We start from the raw sequence: 19,234 nt of genomic DNA on the forward strand, positions 1-19,234 counted from the left end.
ATCAAAGAAAACTTTCCCGCAGGTACTTCGCCGTGTAGTTCTCTTCCTCCTTGGCCATGTCCTCCGGTGTCCCGGCAAAGGTCAGGTGACCGCCTTTGTTTCCCCCCTCAGGCCCCAAGTCAATGACCCAGTCGGCGGACTTGATCACCTCGGTATTGTGCTCGATGATGATCACGGAGTGGCCTTGGTCGATCAGTGCGTTGATGCTGTGGAGGAGCTTGCTGATGTCATGGAAATGCAATCCTGTAGTCGGTTCGTCGAAAATAAAGAGGATGTGGTCTCCTGATTTTGTTCCACCTTTTCCGAGAAAAGAAGCCAGCTTCACCCGCTGGGCTTCCCCGCCTGAGAGCGTGTTGGAGCTTTGGCCCATCCCGATGTAGCCGAGACCTACTTCCTGCAGGGGCTGGAGGCGGTTGATGATCTGGGTTTTTCCCTTGAAAAACTCCAGCGCCTCGTCTATCGTCATGTCCAAGACTTCGGAGATGTCCTTTTCCTTGTATTTGACCTCCAGGATCTCATTCTTGAAGCGTTTTCCTTTGCAGGATTCGCAAGTCAGGTGGATATCCGCCATAAACTGCATCTCCACCGTCGTCGTGCCCTCGCCCTGGCAGGCTTCGCAGCGTCCGCCGTCCACGTTGAAGGAGAAAAAGGCCGGTTTGTAGCCGCGCTGCTTGCTGAGCGATTGCTCGGAAAATAGGTTTCGGATCGCGTCATAGGCCTTTACATAGGTCACCGGATTGGAACGGGAGGACTTGCCGATGGGATCTTGGTCGACAAATTCCACCTGGGTGATACGCTTGTAGTCGCCCTCGATCCGGTCGTATTTGCCGCCTTCGTCGATCACCGTGCCGAGCATTTTGCCCAAGGCCGGATAAAGGACTTTTTTGATCAAGGTTGACTTTCCAGAGCCCGATACACCCGTGACGCAAGTGAGCGTGTTGAGTGGGAACTGGACGGTGAGATTTTTCAGGTTGTTTTCCCGAGCTCCCTTCACCGTGATGCTGTCCTTCCATTTGCGGTTGCCGGACTTTTCAAAAATCTTCTCCTCCCCGCGCAGATACTTGGCGGTATAGGTCTTGGCTGAGGTGATGAGGTCTTCGATTTTCCCCTGGAAAAGCAGCTCTCCCCCATGCACGCCCGCATCCGGCCCGATGTCGATGATCTGGTCGGAGGCTTTCATCACTTTCTCCTCGTGCTCCACGACGATGACCGTGTTGCCGAGGTTTTTGAGGGTTTTGAGCACGCCTACCAGACGGTCGGTGTCGCGGGGATGGAGGCCGATGCTGGGTTCGTCGAGGATGTACATAGATCCCACGAGTGCAGATCCCAGTGAGGTGGCCAGCCTGATGCGCTGGTATTCTCCACCGGAAAGAGTGGAACTCAGTCGGTTCAGCGTCAGATAGCCCAAGCCCACCTGATCCATAAATTCCAATCGGCTGGTGATTTCCTTGAGGAGTCGGTTGGCGACTTTGGCTTCGTGATCGGGCAGGTCGAGTTTTTGGAAGAAAACCAAAGCCTCGTCTATCGGCATCAGCACCAGGTCGGTGATGGATTTTCCGGCGATTTTGACGTAGGAAGCGTCTTTTCGCAGTCGAGTGCCCCGGCAGTCCGGACAAACCGTGCGGCCGCGGAAGCGGGAAAGCATGACGCGGTACTGGATTTTGTAGGTCTTGCTTTCGAGGTCTTCGAAAAAGGCATCCAAGCCTTTGAAGTACTTGTTGCCCGTCCAGAGAAGCTCTTGCTGCTTTTCGGTCAACTCGCTGTAAGATCTATGGATTGGAAAGTCGAATTCGATGCCTTTTTTCAACAGCGGCTCCAGCCAGTTTTTGCCGCTTTCTCCCCGCCAGGGAGCGATTGCGCCTTCGTAGACGGAGAGGTCTTTGTCAGGGATGACCAAGTCTCGGTCGATGCCCAGCACATTGCCAAAACCCTCGCAGCGCTTGCAAGCTCCATAGGGATTGTTGAAGGAGAAAAAGTTGACCGAAGGCAGCTCGAAGGTCATGCCGTCCAGCTCAAAGCGGTCGGAAAATGCGCGCGTCTCCACGTCCGGCACGGTGATTTTGCAGTCGCCGTGACCTTCGAAAAGCGCCGTCTGCACGGAGTCCGCGATGCGAAACTGGTTGTCTTCGTCGTCCTTGATCACCGAGGCGCGGTCGATCAGGATTTCGTAGTCGCCTTTTTTGACTTTCTTTTCACCCAAAAGCTCCTCGACGAAGAATACTTCCCCATCGATCAGGATGCGGGTGTAGCCTTTTTGAAGCAAGAGTTCCAGTTCCTGCTCGACTTTTCTCCCCCGAGCCACTTGGAGCGGGCAGGAGATCATGACTTTGGTGCCCTCGTCAAAGGAAAGGATGTAATCCACGATATCGGTGACCGTGTGATGCTTCACCTCCTTGCCGGAGATGGGCGAAAAGGTCTTTCCCACCCGGGCAAAGAGCAGCTTCAGGTAGTCGTAGATCTCCGTGGTGGTGCCGACGGTGGAGCGGGGGTTTTTGGTGCTGACTTTCTGCTGGATGGCGATGGCCGGAGCCACGCCTTTGATGTATTCCACGTCGGGCTTTTCCATCCGGCCGAGGAATTGGCGCGCGTAGGAGCTCAAGCTCTCCACGTACATGCGCTGGCCTTCGGCAAAAAGCGTATCAAAGGCGAGAGAGGACTTTCCAGAACCCGAGAGCCCGGTCACCACGACAAACTGATTTCTGGGAATTGCCACGCTCAGGCTCTTGAGGTTGTTGACGCGGGCATTTTTGATGATGATGAATTCTTTGGGATCCAGGGAATCGATGTCCTGCAGGGCTGGTAAAGTGCTCAAAGTCATAGCTGGCAAAGTTAAGGATCAAACACCGCTTCTGGGAGAAAAGTTGGAATCTAGTCAGGAAATGTCAGACGCTAGTAGCAAGTATCAAGATGCGAGAGTCAAGACCCAAGAAGCTAGCTAGGACTCTAACTACAAAAAACTTTGCGACTTTTGCTCCTTCCCACTTTACAACTTTTATTCGCAACATGGATCTCCAATTTCTCCTGGACGGATTGGCCGAGGGGCTGCGCAACATGACCTGGTTGGAGGGAATTGCCGTTTTTTTCGGGATAGCCTCGGTTTTTTACTCCATGCGGGAGCATATCTGGGTGTATCCGACCGGCTTGATTTCCACTTCGATCTACGTGTGGATCTGTTTTGAATACAAGCTCTACGCGGACATGGGGATCAACGCCTACTATTTTGGCATGTCGATCTACGGCTGGTACGTCTGGACGCATCCTAGGGAAGACCAACCGGTCTTGCCCGTGACCTGGCTTTCCGGCAAGGGTTGGGGCTATTCAGCGCTTCTCTTTGCCGCTTCCTATGCCGTACTTTCCCAGGTTTTGGCTCGTTTCACCGATAGCGACGTGCCCTATTGGGATTCGTTTACGACGGCATCGGCCTTTGTGGGCATGTGGCTGATGGCAAAGAAAAAGGTGGAAAACTGGTACTTTTGGCTACTCACCGACCTGGTTTCCATGCCGCTGTACTTCTACAAGGGACTTGTGCTCACTTCTTTCCAATACCTGGTGTTTACCGTTCTTGCGACCATGGGCCTGATCGCCTGGGTCAAATCCTCCCGAAGCCATGTCCAAGCCTAAGCGAATCCTCATCCTCGGCCCCGAGTCCACCGGCAAGAGCACGCTGGCAGAGGATCTGGCCAGCCACTTTGGCGAACCCTGGGTACCCGAGTTTGCAAGGGAGTATTTGGAGCAGATCGACCGGCCGTATCGCTACGAGGATCTGTTGGAGATCGGAAAGGGACAGGTGGCTTCGGAGGAATTGCTTGCTGAGCAGGCTGAAAAGTTCCTTTTTGTCGATACCGATTTGAGAGTGATTCACATCTGGTCGGAGCATCGGTTTGGGAAGACAGACCCCTGGGTGATGGAGCAGCTGGCGCAAAGAAGCTACGATTTGATTCTGCTCACCGATACCGATTTGCCCTGGGCTCCCGATCCTTTGCGGGAATATCCGGAGCTGGAGATGCGCCAGTATTTTTTCGACAAATACCTGAATCTGGCTCAGGAAAGCGGAGTGCCGTTTCTGGTTATTTCTGGAAATAGGCGAGCTAGAAAAAAGATCGCAATTAAGATAGTAAATGGACTTTAATGAGTTGATCAACTAACCCAATATGTTTTTTCTTTTACAACTCTCCATTTATTCTCGAATTTTTTCAAAATCCTGTAGCCGCCCCAACCGCACTCTCCTCCACAAAAGAACCCAACCTCTACAAAAGCTATATTTTTAGTATCGGTAAAAATAGGAGAGCTAAAATATATGTAGGCTTTAGGAAAAGGACTGGTTTTTTTGCTTAGCCTGTATTCTGGGAAGTTTAGTTGGTTCAGCCAAATCTCCGAGCTATTTTCCTCTTGTTCTTTAAAAAAGAGTGAATCTTCTACTGAAATCGTAATTTCGGGTAAATCAGATTTCAAAATTTCCTCAATTTTAGGAAAAAGCCGAGCTGATCCTGGTGGAGGCCCTAATGTAAACTGTTCTTTTTTGGCACGTGAAACATATTTAGTTAAAACGGGGTAAATCTCAAGATCAACAAAATCTTCCTGAAGAGAATCTTCCAGTATAACCGCTTTTATAACTTCAATTGTCTCTGTAAGATCTGGATGTTTCTTTTCTCCGCCATTTTTACAAGAATATATAATAGATGAAATAGCTAATGATAAGAGGTAGAATAGTTTCATTTCATTATCAGATCTTAGTTTTTCCTCACCATTTCCCCAGCGCAAGCGTCGCAGCTTCCACGATCCGCATCTGATCGGGATGGTAATTGTTGTTGAGCAGGATGATGGTCTTGCGGTCTTCGATGAATCGGACGATGATGGTCTTGTAGCCTGGGTTGTCTCCGGTGTGCATGACCATTTTTCCAAAAGGGCTCTTGGGCTCGATCTCCCAGCCAAAACCGTAGTAGCTGCGCGTCCCGTCGTTCAGGATATAGGGGGCAAAAGCCTCATCCAGTGTGGCCTGCTTGACCAATTTCTCCGAATACAGCGCCTGATCCCACTTCAGCAGGTCTCCGGCATTGCTGCTCACCCGGCCCGGGCCTTTCCGGTTTCCCAGCCAGACAGTGTAGTCCGAGTCGTGGAATTTATTGGCGTTGACGTAGTTTCCGAGGCTGTCTCTAAGATGGCCTGCGGCAAAGTTGATGACCGATACCTTCGCCCTCAGGCTTCGGATGTCGGTGGATTTCATTTTCAGAGGCTTGAATATCCAGTCCTGTGCCAGCTCTACAAAGTCTTTTCCGCTGGCTTTCTCCGCGATACTTCCCAGCAGAACATAGCCCGTGTTGCTGTATTGGTATTTCTCTCCAGGTTCGAAGAGCTTGGGCGGAGCGTATTGGTTGAGATACTCTAGGATTTCGGGATTGCCGGCGACTTTGCTTTTGTCCCAATGTGCGTCCATGATCGCCTGATAGTCAGGCAGGCCGCTGGTGTGCGTCAGCAGGTGGCGGATCGTGATGCCGGTGTAGGGAATGTCCAGGTATTTTTCCACCGGATCGTCAAAGTCCAGCATTCCTTTTTCCTTGCAGATCATGATGACCATGGCGGTAAACTGCTTGGAAACGGAAGCCAACTCGAAAATGTCGTCGGTTTTCAGCGGGACTTTTTCCTCAAAAGAGCGGTAGCCCATCGCCTTTTCAAGCAGGATTTCCCCGTTTTCCGCCACCAAGATGACTCCGGAGAAGCCATTAGCCTCGGCTTGGCTGAGTGCGTTTTGGAGGATTTTTTCCTGGCAAAAGGCCGACAGCGCTACCAAACACGCCGCGAGCGAAAGAACAAAAGGCCGGTAAGTTTTCATGGGACAGACCACAGGGTTGAGTACAAAAAGATACCATTGTTGCCTGGCTATTCCGAAAAAGTCCCCTCGGTTTTTATAAATTACTGCGATTTGCAACGCGCCACAGTTAACGTAAACCCTCGGAAATGTATCTTTTTGCTTGGCTTATCCCCTGGATTTTTGCCCTCTTTTTTACAAAAACAAGTCCTTCGCCAGTGGAAATTCCCGTCGCTTCGGACACGACTTTCTACCAAAATCCCGTTTTCGAACCCGTCCTCGCTGATCCCTCGGTGATCCAAGTGGGCGAGAGTTTTTATGCCTACGGTACGGAGGACAATTGGGGCGAGGAAGGTGGCTATCACCTCGTGTCGGTGCTGAAGTCCGACGACCTCGTACACTGGGAGTATCAGCGGGATGCCTTTGACCGGAAGCCCAATTGGAAGCCCAAGGGCGGTATTTGGGCGCCGGATGTGACGCAGGTCGGGGACGAGTTTTGGATGTATTATTCCTTTTCCACTTGGGGCGATCCCAACCCTGGAATCGGTCTCGCCATCGCCAAGGCTCCCGAGGGGCCTTTTGTCGATCAGGGAGCGGTCTTTTTCTCTGAAGAAATCGGGGTAAAGAACTCCATCGATCCATTCTTTCTCGAAGAGCAGGACAAGAAATACCTGGCTTGGGGAAGTTTTCATGGATTGTTTCTGACGGAGCTTTCCGCAGATGGTAAAAAAGCCGTAGGCGACAAAATCCAACTCGCGGGCAACCATCTCGAAGCGGCCTACATTCACCAAAAAGACGGATTTTACTATCTCTTCGGTTCGGCTGGTACCTGCTGCGAGGGAGCCAACTCCACCTATCGTGTGCTGGTGGGAAGATCCAAAAACCTAGCTGGCCCCTATGTGGATAAGTCTGGAAATGAACTGCTGGACGGAAAATCTGGCGAATTGGTACTGAAAGGAAGCTCTGGCGCCGAGGGGGTGGCGGGTCCTGGCCACAACGCGGAAATCATCCGCGATGAGCAAGGGCAGGACTGGCTGCTGTACCACGGCATGTACCTGGCAAAGCCCAAGCTCGCCAACGGTACCAATCGGCGGGCACTGCTTCTGGACCCGCTGCTATGGATCGAGGGTTGGCCCTCGGTCGCTGGCCAAGTTCCGGGAAAGGGAGAAAGCCCGGCACCCGTCTTTCAGAAATAAATTGACCCCAACACCTTAACAATAATCCCCATGACCCGATTTGCCTCGCTGCTTGCGCTTTTGCTGCTTTTGTTCCAAGCTCCGCTGCTCGCCCAGCAAACCATCCTCAACCCTGTCCTTGCTGGTGATCGGCCCGACCCGACCCTGATCAAAGTGGGCGATTACTACTACGCATCCGCCACTTCCAACGAGTGGGCGCCCCTTTTTCCCATCTTCCGCTCCCGCGATATGGTCAACTGGGAGGTGGTCAACTATGTCTTTCCTGACGGGGCTCCGACCTGGGCAAAAAACAACTTTTGGGCGCCGGAGCTGTCTTATGATGAAAAGCAGGGCAGGCTCTACGCCTACTATACCGCCCGCGACAAAAGCAGCAATCGTCTGAGTGTGGCCGTGGCGAGCGCCGATTCGCCGACGGGGAAATTCCGCGACCATGGCCCCCTTGTCGCTCAGGAGCTCGGTTCCATCGATGCCTTTGAGACCCGGGATGAAAACGGAAAGCTCTACCTGCTGTGGAAGGAAGACGGCAATTCCCGAGGGCAAAAGACGCCGATCTGGGCCCAAGAGATCAAAGAGGATCGCAGTGGGCTGATCGGGGAAAAGACCAAACTTTTTGAAAATGACCAGCCATGGGAAGGGGGGCTGGTGGAGGGAGTGGCCATTTTTCGGAAAAACGGCTACTTCTACGCGACCTACTCCGCGCGGGGCTGCTGCGAGATCGACTGCGACTATGTGACGGGAGTGGCGCGAAGCAAAAGCCTGCTGGGGCCTTGGGAAAAGTTTGACCAAAATCCCATCCAGGTGGACAATGCCAGCTGGAAATGTCCCGGCCACGGGACGGTGATCGAGCAGGACGGCGACTTTTACCTGCTCTATCATGCCTACAATACCGAGGGCAGTGTGTACGTCGGGCGGCAGGGCGTGCTGGAAAAGATGCATTGGACAGCCGATCTCTGGCCGATTCTGCCAGATGAGGCAGCCTATGACCGGAAGATGAGTAGCTTGGATTTTCAGGACGACTTTAGCAAAGGACTAGATCCCATCTGGCAATGGCGTGTGACGCAAAAGATAGCCTACAGCACCGATGAAAAGGGATTGCATCTTCAGGCTTCCGAGGAAAATGAGGAGCTGGGCACCTTGCTTGTGCAGGGAACCAAGTCTCTCGACTATCGCTACGAGGTCGTGGTAGTTCCCGACGCGCAGGCCGAAGCCGGTCTCGCGCTGATCGGTGGCGCAAACAATGGTTTTGGCGCTCCGGTGGCGGGGATGGGAGTTTCGGTCAAAGGAAACCAACTCGTGCTCTGGGAAAGCAGCAACCGTCAGCGCCGGGAAATCGCCAGCAAAGAAATCCCCGCTGAGGCCATCGGTCTGATCTTGGAGATCAAGGACGGCTACCGTCTGCAGGCAAAAGCGGAGATTGGCGGAAAGCTGGAAGATATCGGCGGCGAGCAGGACGTGCGGCACTTGGTGCCTTGGGGCATGGGGTTCCGGCTGGGACTGGTCTCAAAAGGCCCCGCCGGCTCGTTTGGCCATTTCCAATCCGTCAAGATCAACTATTGAAGCGGGATTTAGTACTCCATTTTCGAAGTCTGAAATGAAGGATAAAAAGTAAGTGGCTAGATTTGGCCAAAAATGGTTTGCCTTTTGTCTATTGCGAACTTATTCTCAATCAGGAAATGAAGATAGTTTACATTTTGCTTTTTTTCTGCCTTAATGCTTTTGTATTCAGGTTGAATTCAGAGCGAGGCGGCTATTCATTTCAGACGGTGCTTGTAGCAGTAGCGATAGTGTCTACGGTGTTGGTCGTCCATTCGATGTCTTCTTCCTCGCTTGGACTTTTTCCAATGGCGTTGATGTGGGATTTGATTCAGTTCAGTGCAGCTCCACTATTGCTTAAGCAAATGATGAGGTTAAATATCTTTGCTCTTAAAGCTTTGTTTGGACAAACAAGCGAGTCTGCAGTTAGAGTTGACAAAATAAAAAACTCCATGGCTTTTATATCAAGTTGGATCATCTACAGTTTCATATATCTGTACCAAGTGGTAGTGATTTTGAATGATGATTATAGGGATCATTTAATAGAAATTATCTCGTACAGTTAGTTGCGGAGTCTATCTGGATTCTGACAACTATTCTGAGTTAGCAAACTCATAAATCGAAAACTAGCGCCAAAAACTGCTGCTTTCCTTCACCAAACCTATTCATCATGACCAAAAGAATCCTTCCTGCCCTGGCCTTTTCAGCGCTGTTAGTTGCAGGGGCCTGTACACAAAAGAGCCAAGAAAAGGCCGAACCCGAACTGATCCCAGCGCTTCAAAGCCCCTATAAGACCCTCGCCTTGTCCAATGCCAACGGCATGAAAATCCAAGTGACCTCGCTCGGGGCGCGCGTGATGAACCTTTGGGTGCCGGATAAGGCTGGCAATTCACTGGACGTCGTCCTGGGTTTTGACACGCCGGAGGAATACCTGGCTTCCGCGGAGCCGTTTTTCGGCACTGCCATCGGGAGATACGGCAACCGGATTGCCAAAGGGAAATTTGACCTGAATGGCAAGACCTATTCCCTGCCGATCAACAACGGCCAAAACACATTGCATGGAGGCCCGGGCGGCTTTCACAATGTCAACTGGACGGTCGTGGAGTCCGACGATTCACACATTGTCTTCCAGTACGTCTCCAAAGACGGAGAAGAGGGCTTTCCGGGAAATCTGTCGGTGATAATGACCTATTTCCTGACCGCGGAAAATGAATTCAAAATCACCTATGAGGCCGAGACGGATCAGGCCACGCCGGTGAATCTGACCCATCACTCCTTTTTCAACCTGAATGGCGAGGGAGTGGGCGATGTCCTAGATCACGAGCTTCAGCTCGTCGCAAGCAAATTCACTCCCGTGGATAGCACCTTGATTCCTTTAGGAACGAACGATCCGGTGGCTGGCACACCGATGGATTTCAAGTCTGCCAAAGCTATTGGTCGGGATATCTCCCAAGTTACAGAGCAATTAAAGTTCGGAGGCGGATATGACCACAACTGGGTGTTGGACAAAAAAAAGGAGGGTGAGTTGGAGCTTGCTGCGACGGTTTTCGCTCCACAGACAGGCATAGGAATGGAAGTCTGGACGACCGAACCGGGGATTCAGTTTTACTCGGGCAATTTCCTCGATGGATCTATCAAGGGAAAGGGTGGGAAACCATATAACCACCGTGCTGCTTTTTGCCTGGAAACGCAGCATTTTCCTGACTCCCCGAACCAACCAGCTTTCCCGTCGACTATTTTGCAGCCTGGAGAGAAATATACCCAAACCTGTGTTTACAAGTTTTTGGTGAAATAGGCGTTCAAAATGACAGTTCTAAGACCTGCCAGGCTTTCAATACCTGGCAGGTCTCTATTATTTCAGCCAAACCGTTTATTGTGGATAAGTGGCTCCAGGATTTCGTCTTTTCTGTTTTCCAGGGAACTGTGGGTTTCTGGAAATCAAATGTTTATATTTTGGGAAACCCAAAACTATGAAACCTACGATTTTTCTTTTTTTGAGCCTGTTTCTTGCTTTTCCCGCCAAGTCTCAGATGTCGCAACAGCAAAGGGATAGCCTCAATACACTCACCCAAGCCGACCACCAGCTGATGCTGGAGAGATTGGGCATCGATGCCCTTCGCGCCGGCCCCTCCGGCAACCCCCAGGCGCCCAATGCCGCCAATGCAGACGAGAGCAAAGTGCGGCTGGAAAACATGCCCGAACCGTTGGTTTTTGAAAGTGGAAAACCCGTCAAAAATGCGAAGGATTGGGAGAAGCGGAAGAGGGAGCTGTTCGAGCTTTTTGACGAAGAAATGTACGGGAGAACTCCAGAAAACCTTCCATCCGTGAAATGGGAGCTGGTTTGGGAGAAAGACAGCCTGATTGGCGGAGTCTTGGCCACCTACAAAAAGATGAAAGGAATTGTGGATAACTCTTCGTTTCCGCGCATTTCCGTCGCGATTGACTTCGACTACGCCGTTCCCAAAAATGTGGATAAGTCCGTTCCAGTGGTGATGGAGTTTGGCTGGATCTGGCCGGCAGGAATGCAAAGACCGTCTACTCCTCCGGAGCCTACTTGGCAGGAACAGGTACTTGCCGCCGGTTGGGGATTTGGCGTGATCATCCCCACGAGCTATCAAGCAGACAACGGTGCAGGCTTGCGCTCGGGAATCATCGGGCTGGTCAACCAGGGCGAGCCGAGAAAACTGGACGACTGGGGTACGCTGAAGGCTTGGGGCTGGGGAGCCAGCCGGGCTTTGGATTTGCTGGAAAAGGACCCCAAAGTCGATGCGAAGAAGGTCGTGATCGAGGGCTTGTCCCGATATGGAAAGGCCGCTTTGGTGACGCTCGCCTATGATCCGCGCTTTGCCGTGGGGCTGATCGGTTCATCCGGTGCCGGTGGGGCCAAGCTGCTGCACCGGGTTTTTGGGGAGCAGATCGAAAACCTCGCTTCCTCCGGGGAGTACCATTGGTTTGCTCCAAACTTCATCAACTATGCCGGGCCGCTGGATCAGGACGACCTGCCTGTGGATGCGCATGAGCTGATCGCGCTCTGTGCGCCTAGGCCGATGTTTATTTCCGTGGGTTCTCCCACCGTGGAGGGGCAGTGGATTGACGGCAAGGGGATGTTTGACGCGGCTGTGCTGGCTGGGCCGGTTTATGACTTGTTGGGCAAAAAGCCGCTGTCTGTCACCGAGTTTCCGCCTATCCAAACTTTGGTGGAGGGGGATTTGGCGTTTCGTCAGCACGAAGGCGGTCATACCGTTGGCCCAAATTGGCCTTATTTCATCGAGTGGGCGAATCGGTATCTGGACTAGGACAGTTACAGAAAATTCCGGAAGTGAGTTTATCTTTCACAGCAAGCCTTCTTTTTTCAAAATTTGAATTAGATCTTTTTTCAAAAAAGGAAGGATGTCCTTGCACACTTTCCATACGGACAGTAGATCAATTCCAAAATAGTCATGTACGAGCTTATCTCTCATTCCTGCGATTTTCCGCCACTCGATGTGCGGATGTCTAGATCTGAAGTTCTGATCTAGCTTCTTCGTCGCTTCACCAATAATTTGAAGATTTCTTATGACTGCATCCTGAACCAAGAAATTGTTGTTGAAACTATTCTCATTTTCAATTGTCTCAAGATAGGAGTGGATTCTGTCGATAGAATTTAGGATATGCAGAAGAAAAATGCGAGGCTGCTTTTCCATCAGATCAGCGATATCAAATCCTTTTGCACAAAGCCACCTATCAATGGAGAAAGAGACTTTGTGGTAATCAGCTCTACTTTGCGATTCAGAGAATCCGATAGATCCTGTTCTATACCGATCAGCTCTAAAAGGTTCGGACTTTCCTCAAATTCGATTAACAAATCTATATCACTGGCAGCCTTCTCCTCATTCCTGGAATAGGATCCAAAAACCCCCAAGCTTCGCAACTTATAAGGCCTTAGTGTTTTGAGAATGATGTTCTTTTCAGAAATCGAAAGCATACTGAAAGTTAACCAACTATTCCAAAACGAAAAAGTCCCGCTTCGGCGGGACTTTTCAATATTGCGAATGGAGATTGGCTTAGTCCAAGCCGCCCTTTCTGTTTGGAGAGCGGGGTGTTGGCCAAGAGGTTGGCTCGCCGCTGCGGAAGTCAAGCGGCACCCGTACTTCGCGGGATACCAAGTTTTCCTCCTCGCAAGCCATGTAGACCATGATTGCAGCTAAGATGGCGTTGTTTTTCACGTCCTCGAATACCACCTTGTCGTAGGTGTCCATGTTGGTGTGCCAAGTCTGGGTGCCGTAGTCCCAGCTCAGGGAGCTTAGGTTGAAGGCCGGTACGCCAGCTGCCACGAAGGAAGCATAGTCAGAACCTCCGCCGCCGGGATTGCCTGGGAAGGAAGTCTCGATGTCTTTGGTGATTTCACGAGGTACTTTGTTCATCCAGCGACCGAGGTACTCGTAGCTGTCCACAAAGCCCTGACCGGACAGGTTGGCTACGCGGCCGGTGCCGTTGTCTTGATTGAAAAGCACTTGGATTTTCTCCATCATTTCGGGATGGTCTTCCACGAAAGCACGGGAACCGTTCAGACCTTGCTCCTCAGAGCCCCAGTGGCCGACGAGGATGGTTCTTTTTGGGTTTGGATACACCTTCTTCAGGATGCGCATCACTTCCATCATGAGGATGGTACCGGTACCGTTGTCAGTCGCGCCGGTGCCGCCGTCCCAAGAGTCAAAGTGGGCAGAAAGCATCACGTATTCCTCAGGTTTTTCGGTGCCTTTGATCTGAGCGATGGTGTTTTGGGTAGGTTGTACGCCAGTCTCTTTGGACTGCGCGTTCAGGTGGATTTGCGGCTTTTTGCCACTTTCCGCCAAGCGGAAAAGCATGCCATAGTCCTCTAGGGACAGGTCGATGGTAGGGACTTTCTTGGTCGCTGCGGAGAAGATTTTGTTTGCCCCAAAAGCTCTGGACCAGTAGGAAGTGATCACACCGGCCGCACCGGCATTTTCGAGTGCTACCGGGAGAGAGCTGCGGTTTTTGCCCGTCTTTTGGGTCCTTTCCATCCAGGCTCTTTCCAGTGCGGTGCGTTCTTCTTTCATCGCTTCGAAAGAAGATTCGGTGGCCCATTTTTCCCAGTTGTAGTCAGGACGGCCAGTCAGCTGGGGAGCGGAGATCATGACATACTTGCCCTTCACGGAAGGAAGCCATTTTTGGAAAGCCAAAGAGTCCGAAAACTCAGGAAGGACGACCACTTCGCCGGTCACGCCGCCTTTTGGCGAAGCCGGGCTCCAAGCCAGCTGCATGCCGGAAAGCGAGCGAGTCCAAGGAGCGACCATGTCGATGTGGGTGATGCCACGCTCCCAGCCTCTCCATTCGCCCCACTTTTCGTTGTGCGCCTCGATGCCCCAGGTGCCGTACTGCTGCACAGCCCAGTCGTGGGCCTTTTGCATTTGGGGAGAGCCGACCAGTCTCGGGCCGATGCCGTCCAGTAGTTCGTGGGCCAAAGTCTCCAGTTGGGAATTGTCGTTGGCTTCTTTGATGATGGCGTCGATTACCTCATTTTGGGCCTGGACTCTGCCGGCAAGCAAAAGCATGAGCGCCGAGCCATAGAGTAAGATTTTTTTCATAGTAGTTCAGTTTGAAAGATAAAATTAGGACAGTCGCGACCAAATCCGTAACCGCTGGTGGAGAAATGGGGCATTCCGCCTTTCAAATGGCCTTGATCACCTTGCAGGGATTGCCAAAGGCCAGCACGTCGTCTGGGATGTCCTTGGTGACGACAGATCCCGCGCCGATGGTGACGTTGTTGCCAATCGTCACGCCGGGGCAGATGACTGCGTTGCCGCCGATCCAAACGTTGTCGCCGATGATGACGGGCTTGGAGGAGGTGTGAAAGCGGGTGGTGTTGCCGTCGTGGTAGATGCGCTCGGAAGCCTTCAGCGGATGAACGGCCGTGTAGATCTGCACGTAAGGAGCGATGAGGCCATCCCGACCGATTCGGATCAGGTTGTCATCCAAAAACATGCAGTTGATGTTGACAAAGGTGTTTTCGCCGATCTCGATGTTTTTGCCAAAGTCGCAGAAGAACGGCGATTCGATCCACACGCCGGCTCCTTTTTTGCCCAGAAGTTCTGTCATAATCCGCTCGCGGTTTTCACGGTCGCTGCTGTCGGAACTGTTGTATTCTTGGGTCAGCCGACGGGCTTGGTGGTAAAGTTTCAAAAGTTCGGGATCGCGGGTGTCGTAGATTTCCCCGGCGAGCATTTTTTCGAGGTTGGTTTTCATTCTTTTTTCAACCATTAAGGCATTGGGAAAATTGAGGGCTAATGGCTTTTTACTTTCTTTTTCTCAAAGAGTCCAAATCGAGACCCAGATCAATCGTGCCCTTCATCGTAATGAGTCTTTTTCGCTTGGTAGCGGCAACCAAATTTTCGAGCGCAAGAATGACAGCCTTTCTTTTCGTCTCAGCACCTGTGATTTTAATGACCTCGGAAAGTAACACCTCAGGAATATCAATCGTGGTTCTCATAGCTTTTTGTTTTAGATAACAAAAGGTACATATTCCAGACCTTAACAGAAAAACCAACCCTCCCTCCAAGCCCAACCCTGATTTTGCTCAGGAAAAGGCCGTTTTGCACCAGTCAGTCCAATTGCCCTTGGCTTTTGTGGGAGTTTTGGATTTACTTTAATGCCAGTATGGAAAGTAGTAGAGACATGAGTGTACAAATGGAATCCAAGGCGTTTTTGCTGGAAGTATTGGGACGCAGCGCTGCGCAAAAATCCCTATCTTGGCTGCAAGGCCAAATGGAAAAGCTGGCGACAGAGCCCGTTCCAGCCAAGTTTTTCCTGGCTTTTTCCCAGGCTTCCCGACATTTCAAAAAGGAAGCTTTGGCACTCAGCGATGCTGACAAAGCCAAAGCCGCCTCGCTCGTGGAGGGCTTTGAACCGGCCTTTTGGAACGAGTTACAAGCTGCCCGCACGGTGCTGTTGCTAAGCTACCCACAGGAAAAAGCAAAGTGGCTGGAGGTAGTCAATCAGCTTTTTGAGACCGGCGATATGTACGAGCAGCAGGCCTTGTACGCTGCCCTGCCCCTGATGCCTTTCCCGGAGGATTTGCTCGCAAGGGCGATTGACGGCTGTCGGACCAACATGACCCTGATCTTTGACGCCATCGCGCTAAACAATCCTTTTCCTCCCCGCTATTTCCCCGAAGCCAACTGGAACCAGCTCGTGCTGAAGTCCATCTTCATGCAGCGCCCGCTCTACCGCATCCAAAAGCTGGATGAGCGCCGCAATCCCGCCTTGGCGGACATCGCCTCGGACTTTGCCCACGAGCGATGGGCTGCCGGCAGGCCGGTCATGCCGGAACTTTGGCGACTGGTCGTCCCCTATCTCAACGACCGCTTTTTCGCAGACCTCAAGAAAGTGCTGAAATCTGACGACCAAATGGAAGTGGAGGCCGGGATTTTGGCGCTCTATCAGTGCCAATCCGAAGCTGCCAAACAGCTGCTCCAGTCCCGCTCCGAGGAAGTGATGGCCATCGAGTACGGAGAGATCACCTGGGAAAAGCTTGGCGCAGACTTTCAGGAAAAGCGCGCGTAGCACCACAGGACAGGCTAGCATAGCTGTCTTGGCAAATCCCTTAACTTTGTAAATTCTAAATTCTGAGAAAATGGAAATGTACATAGATCCCCATATCCACTTGGTGTCCCGCACCACGGACGATTACGAGGCGATGCGCAAAGCGGGCATCGTGGCGACCATTGAGCCGGCCTTTTGGCTGGGCCAGCCCCGTACCGAAGTGGGTTCCTTCAAAGATTACTTCAGCACCCTGGTTGGTTGGGAGCGATTCCGCGCCAGCCAGTTTGGCATTGTGCATTATTGCACCATGGGTTTGAACTCCAAGGAGGCTAACAACGTGGCTTTGGCAGAGCAGGTGATGGAGCTGTTGCCGCTTTATGCAGGAAAAGAAGGCGTGGTGGCCATCGGTGAGATCGGCTACGATGACCAGACGGAGGCCGAAGACCGATTCTACAGATTGCAATTGGAACTCGCCAAAGACGTGGAGCTGCCAGTACTTATCCACACGCCGCACCGCGATAAAAAGAAGGGCACAACCCGCTCCATGGATGTGGCCGATGAGCATGGCATGGATCCGGGATGGGTGGTCGTGGACCACAACAACGAAGAGACGGTCAAGGAAGTGCTGGATCGCGGCTACTGGGCGGCGTTTACCATCTATCCGCATACCAAGATGGGCTCAGAGCGCATGGTGGAGATCGTGAAGCAATACGGCCCGGAGCGCATCATTGTCAATTCCGCCGCGGACTGGGGGATTTCCGATCCCATTGCAGTGCCAAAGACCGCGAATCTCATGCGCAAAATGGGCATCCCAGAGGAGCACGTGCGCCTGACCACCTATCAAAACGCCCTCACCGTTTTCGGTCTGAGCGGCCAAATGGACGAGAATGACTGGCTGAATGCCGCTCCTATCGACCAGACCAAGAAATTGGGAGGAAACTCCGTGTTGCGTGGCGGACAGGTGCCCCGAGTGGAAGGCCCTGCCGACCGTGTTGAAAACTGATTCATGGGAAAGAGCCGAGTTTTCGCTTACCTGCAACTGACCCGCCCTGCCAATGTAGTCACGGCGGTTGCGGATATCTGGGCCGGTTTTACCATAGGAGGTGGCTGGATTTACTATTCGATTGTCCAGGACACTGGCGCTGACTATCCATGGCTGAAGTTTCTGTTTATTTCATTGAGTACAATCGGATTGTATGCGGGAGGAGTAGCCTTCAATGACGTGGCGGATGCTGAGCTGGATGCCATCGAGCGTCCCGAAAGACCCATTCCCAGTGGCAGAGCCTCTAAGTCAACAGCGACTTTCATGGCCGTAGCTCTCCTGGCAATCGGCATTTTATTCGCATTCATGGTTAATTGGATCTCCGGGATTTTGGCCATCGGAATCGGAGTTTGTGCGGTGGGGTATGACTACTGGGGCAAGCACCAACAGATCCTTGGGCCTATCAATATGGGGCTCTGTCGTGCTTTAAACTTGCTTTTGGGAATCAGTGCAGTGCCGGGAGTGCTGGGGGATTATTGGCCGATTGGCTTGCTGCCACTGATTTATGTCGCTGCGATCACCATGATCAGCCGGGGGGAAGTGCATGGCAAAAACCGGAATGCACTCTATGCGGGTGCCGCCATGTATGCATCCATTTTCGTAGCTATCATGTGTTTTTCCTTCATCGGAAGAGACCCCAATTGGCAAGTGGTTCCCTTTTTGGTTTTGTTGGGGTTGATGATTTTCCCGCCTTTGGTAAAAGCCATACGTACCCAAGAACCTAAATACATAGGCAAATCCGTAAAAGCTGCTGTCTTATCTCTGATCATCGTGAATGCTTCTCTCGCAGCTGCGGCGCTTGGCTGGATCTTTGGTGCCATGGTAATGACCCTTCTTCCGGTTTCCCTTTGGTTAGCCAAAAAATTTGCCGTAACCTGAGGCGGCAATAAACCAATTTCTTCCCAAAATTGTCTTCAAGACGGCAATTGCCCGAATTATCCTTTACGAATACCCATGAATACGATTCTCGAACAGACCTTTTCAGTCCCTTTCCGATATCCGGTGTGCTTCACCGAGGGTCTATTTGATCCCAAAAACCCCATGCTGGCGGATGTCCTGCGGGGCGAGCGGGTTCCCAAAGTACTCTTTGTGCTGGACAGTGGAGTCGCGGACAGCCATCCAGCGCTAGTGGATGGACTGAAAGCCTACGCTGCCCGATACAGTGACGTATTCACCATGGCGGCTGAGCCCATGATCGTAGTGGGCGGCGAGGCCTGCAAAAACGATCCCGAGCTATATCAAAAAGTGGTCGAAGCCACGCATCTCTATGGGATCGACCGGCACTCCTACATCGCCGTGATAGGTGGCGGCGCGGTGCTGGATATGGTGGGTTTTGCGGCAGCGATCTCCCATCGGGGTATTCGGCTGATCCGCATTCCGACGACCGTTTTGTCCCAAAACGACTCCGCCGTGGGTGTCAAAAACAGCATCAACGCCTACGGCAAAAAGAACTACCTCGGCACCTTCACCCCGCCGAATGCGGTCCTCAACGATTTTGAGTTCCTGAAAACCCTCGATGACCGGGACTGGCGAGCCGGAATCTCGGAGGCCATCAAAGTGGCGCTGATCAAGGATTTGAGCTTCTTCGAGTGGCTGGAAGAAAATGCCGAAGCCTTGGCCAAGCGGGAGATGGAGCCGATGAAGGCCCATATCATCCGCAGTGCCCAGATGCACATGGCCCACATCGCCGGGCGGGATCCCTTTGAGTTTGGCTCATCTAGGCCGCTGGACTTTGGACACTGGGCGGCACACAAGCTGGAGAAGCTCACGGAATTTCGCATTCGCCATGGGGAGGCCGTTGGGATAGGCATTGCGCTAGATTCGGCCTATTCTTTCCTTCAGGGGAGGATCACGGAGGAGGATCTCGCGCGGATCATCCAAGTGATGAAGACGCTGGGGTTTGACTTGTTTGCGCCGGAGCTACAGGGGGATAGCCTGATCCAGGGACTCAGGGAATTTCAGGAGCATCTGGGCGGACAGCTCACGATCATGCTTTTGGAAAAACTCGGAAAGGGTGTCGAAGTGCATGAGATGGACGAGGATTTGATCCACCAATCCGTAGATTTGCTGCGATCTTTTCAGGAAAAATCCGACCTTATCACTTCCTGATTTTTT

At 52.1% G+C, this 19,234-nt stretch carries 18 protein-coding genes; 10 read left to right on the top strand and 8 right to left on the bottom strand.

Annotation, left to right across the window (positions count from 1 at the left end; genetic code table 11):
- Position 1: 1 nt before the first annotated feature.
- Positions 2-2,818: an excinuclease ABC subunit UvrA gene (gene uvrA / locus J0A68_RS02525; protein ID WP_206576609.1), complete on the bottom strand. Its 2,817-nt coding sequence runs from the start codon at positions 2,816-2,818 to the stop codon at positions 2-4.
- Positions 2,819-3,003: 185 nt separating this feature from the next.
- Between uvrA and pnuC the strand changes: the two genes are divergently transcribed.
- Both pnuC and J0A68_RS02535 read left to right on the top strand, forming a co-directional pair.
- Entirely contained in the window at positions 3,004-3,621 is a 618-nt protein-coding gene (pnuC, locus tag J0A68_RS02530) for a nicotinamide riboside transporter PnuC (RefSeq protein ID WP_206576610.1), read from the top strand.
- On the top strand, positions 3,608-4,129 hold the full coding sequence (locus J0A68_RS02535; RefSeq protein WP_206576611.1) for an AAA family ATPase: 522 nt from the start codon (positions 3,608-3,610) through the stop codon (positions 4,127-4,129). Before pnuC ends, J0A68_RS02535 begins: the two co-directional genes overlap by 14 nt.
- Before the next feature lie 8 nt (positions 4,130-4,137).
- Here J0A68_RS02535 and J0A68_RS02540 read toward each other — a convergent pair whose 3' ends face one another.
- Positions 4,138-4,716: a hypothetical protein gene (locus J0A68_RS02540; RefSeq protein WP_206576612.1), complete on the bottom strand. Its 579-nt coding sequence runs from the start codon at positions 4,714-4,716 to the stop codon at positions 4,138-4,140.
- Positions 4,717-4,741: 25 nt separating this feature from the next.
- The gene (locus tag J0A68_RS02545) at positions 4,742-5,830 is read right to left on the bottom strand and encodes a serine hydrolase domain-containing protein (RefSeq protein ID WP_206576613.1); all 1,089 of its coding nucleotides are present in this window, start codon (positions 5,828-5,830) and stop codon (positions 4,742-4,744) included.
- Positions 5,831-6,024: 194 nt separating this feature from the next.
- Between J0A68_RS02545 and J0A68_RS02550 the strand changes: the two genes are divergently transcribed.
- From J0A68_RS02550 to J0A68_RS02565, 4 genes are all read left to right on the top strand, one after another.
- Complete coding sequence (locus tag J0A68_RS02550) at positions 6,025-7,002, top strand: family 43 glycosylhydrolase (protein ID WP_317195082.1); 978 nt, start codon at positions 6,025-6,027, stop codon at positions 7,000-7,002.
- A gap of 30 nt (positions 7,003-7,032) precedes the next feature.
- On the top strand, positions 7,033-8,559 hold the full coding sequence (locus J0A68_RS02555) for a glycoside hydrolase family 43 protein (protein ID WP_206576615.1): 1,527 nt from the start codon (positions 7,033-7,035) through the stop codon (positions 8,557-8,559).
- Positions 8,560-9,205: 646 nt separating this feature from the next.
- Positions 9,206-10,330, top strand: coding sequence for an aldose epimerase family protein (locus J0A68_RS02560; RefSeq protein WP_206576616.1), 1,125 nt, complete (start codon positions 9,206-9,208; stop codon positions 10,328-10,330).
- Between the two features lie 175 nt (positions 10,331-10,505).
- Positions 10,506-11,831, top strand: a complete 1,326-nt coding sequence (locus J0A68_RS02565) for a glucuronyl esterase domain-containing protein (RefSeq protein WP_206576617.1) — start codon at positions 10,506-10,508, stop codon at positions 11,829-11,831.
- Positions 11,832-11,867: 36 nt separating this feature from the next.
- Here the strand turns inward: J0A68_RS02565 and J0A68_RS23100 are convergent, their stop codons facing one another.
- The 5 genes from J0A68_RS23100 to J0A68_RS02590 form a co-directional block, all read right to left on the bottom strand.
- The gene (locus tag J0A68_RS23100) at positions 11,868-12,218 is read right to left on the bottom strand and encodes a HepT-like ribonuclease domain-containing protein (protein ID WP_206576618.1); all 351 of its coding nucleotides are present in this window, start codon (positions 12,216-12,218) and stop codon (positions 11,868-11,870) included.
- A complete protein-coding gene (locus J0A68_RS23105) occupies positions 12,218-12,499 on the bottom strand; it encodes a nucleotidyltransferase family protein (protein WP_206576619.1) in 282 nt (93 codons plus the stop codon). Before J0A68_RS23105 ends, J0A68_RS23100 begins: the two co-directional genes overlap by 1 nt.
- A 79-nt stretch (positions 12,500-12,578) precedes the next feature.
- Positions 12,579-14,123 carry a M20/M25/M40 family metallo-hydrolase gene (locus J0A68_RS02580; RefSeq protein ID WP_206576620.1) on the bottom strand — a complete coding sequence of 515 codons (1,545 nt, stop codon included), beginning with the start codon at positions 14,121-14,123 and terminating at the stop codon, positions 12,579-12,581.
- A gap of 82 nt (positions 14,124-14,205) precedes the next feature.
- On the bottom strand, positions 14,206-14,781 hold the full coding sequence (locus tag J0A68_RS02585) for a sugar O-acetyltransferase (RefSeq protein WP_206576621.1): 576 nt from the start codon (positions 14,779-14,781) through the stop codon (positions 14,206-14,208).
- A gap of 49 nt (positions 14,782-14,830) precedes the next feature.
- Positions 14,831-15,025: a type II toxin-antitoxin system VapB family antitoxin gene (locus J0A68_RS02590; protein WP_206576622.1), complete on the bottom strand. Its 195-nt coding sequence runs from the start codon at positions 15,023-15,025 to the stop codon at positions 14,831-14,833.
- 185 nt (positions 15,026-15,210) lie between these two features.
- Between J0A68_RS02590 and J0A68_RS02595 the strand changes: the two genes are divergently transcribed.
- From J0A68_RS02595 to J0A68_RS02610, 4 genes are all read left to right on the top strand, one after another.
- Positions 15,211-16,098: an EboA domain-containing protein gene (locus tag J0A68_RS02595; RefSeq protein ID WP_206576623.1), complete on the top strand. Its 888-nt coding sequence runs from the start codon at positions 15,211-15,213 to the stop codon at positions 16,096-16,098.
- 70 nt (positions 16,099-16,168) lie between these two features.
- Positions 16,169-17,080: a TatD family hydrolase gene (locus J0A68_RS02600; protein ID WP_206576624.1), complete on the top strand. Its 912-nt coding sequence runs from the start codon at positions 16,169-16,171 to the stop codon at positions 17,078-17,080.
- Between the two features lie 3 nt (positions 17,081-17,083).
- A complete protein-coding gene (gene eboC / locus J0A68_RS02605) occupies positions 17,084-17,998 on the top strand; it encodes a UbiA-like protein EboC (RefSeq protein WP_206576625.1) in 915 nt (304 codons plus the stop codon).
- Between the two features lie 75 nt (positions 17,999-18,073).
- The gene (locus J0A68_RS02610; RefSeq protein ID WP_206576626.1) at positions 18,074-19,228 is read left to right on the top strand and encodes a 3-dehydroquinate synthase; all 1,155 of its coding nucleotides are present in this window, start codon (positions 18,074-18,076) and stop codon (positions 19,226-19,228) included.
- Positions 19,229-19,234: the final 6 nt, after the last annotated feature.

Origin of the sequence: Algoriphagus oliviformis (genome assembly GCF_017254915.1) — a bacterium.
In the GTDB taxonomy this organism is placed as follows: Bacteria; Bacteroidota; Bacteroidia; order Cytophagales; family Cyclobacteriaceae; genus Algoriphagus; species Algoriphagus oliviformis.

Excerpts from the sequence above, each read along its gene's own strand:
- J0A68_RS23100 (WP_206576618.1), bottom strand. The coding sequence starts at position 12,218 with ATGGAAAAGCAGCCTCGCATTTTTCTTCTGCATATCCTAAATTCTATC.
- eboC (WP_206576625.1), top strand. The coding sequence starts at position 17,084 with ATGGGAAAGAGCCGAGTTTTCGCTTACCTGCAACTGACCCGCCCTGCC.
- J0A68_RS02595 (WP_206576623.1), top strand. The coding sequence starts at position 15,211 with ATGAGTGTACAAATGGAATCCAAGGCGTTTTTGCTGGAAGTATTGGGA.
- J0A68_RS23105 (WP_206576619.1), bottom strand. The coding sequence starts at position 12,499 with ATGCTTTCGATTTCTGAAAAGAACATCATTCTCAAAACACTAAGGCCT.
- J0A68_RS02580 (WP_206576620.1), bottom strand. The coding sequence starts at position 14,123 with ATGAAAAAAATCTTACTCTATGGCTCGGCGCTCATGCTTTTGCTTGCC.
- J0A68_RS02600 (WP_206576624.1), top strand. The coding sequence starts at position 16,169 with ATGGAAATGTACATAGATCCCCATATCCACTTGGTGTCCCGCACCACG.
- uvrA (WP_206576609.1), bottom strand. The coding sequence starts at position 2,818 with ATGACTTTGAGCACTTTACCAGCCCTGCAGGACATCGATTCCCTGGAT.
- J0A68_RS02565 (WP_206576617.1), top strand. The coding sequence starts at position 10,506 with ATGAAACCTACGATTTTTCTTTTTTTGAGCCTGTTTCTTGCTTTTCCC.
- J0A68_RS02610 (WP_206576626.1), top strand. The coding sequence starts at position 18,074 with ATGAATACGATTCTCGAACAGACCTTTTCAGTCCCTTTCCGATATCCG.
- J0A68_RS02535 (WP_206576611.1), top strand. The coding sequence starts at position 3,608 with ATGTCCAAGCCTAAGCGAATCCTCATCCTCGGCCCCGAGTCCACCGGC.
- J0A68_RS02545 (WP_206576613.1), bottom strand. The coding sequence starts at position 5,830 with ATGAAAACTTACCGGCCTTTTGTTCTTTCGCTCGCGGCGTGTTTGGTA.
- pnuC (WP_206576610.1), top strand. The coding sequence starts at position 3,004 with ATGGATCTCCAATTTCTCCTGGACGGATTGGCCGAGGGGCTGCGCAAC.
- J0A68_RS02560 (WP_206576616.1), top strand. The coding sequence starts at position 9,206 with ATGACCAAAAGAATCCTTCCTGCCCTGGCCTTTTCAGCGCTGTTAGTT.
- J0A68_RS02540 (WP_206576612.1), bottom strand. The coding sequence starts at position 4,716 with ATGAAACTATTCTACCTCTTATCATTAGCTATTTCATCTATTATATAT.
- J0A68_RS02555 (WP_206576615.1), top strand. The coding sequence starts at position 7,033 with ATGACCCGATTTGCCTCGCTGCTTGCGCTTTTGCTGCTTTTGTTCCAA.
- J0A68_RS02585 (WP_206576621.1), bottom strand. The coding sequence starts at position 14,781 with ATGAAAACCAACCTCGAAAAAATGCTCGCCGGGGAAATCTACGACACC.
- J0A68_RS02590 (WP_206576622.1), bottom strand. The coding sequence starts at position 15,025 with ATGAGAACCACGATTGATATTCCTGAGGTGTTACTTTCCGAGGTCATT.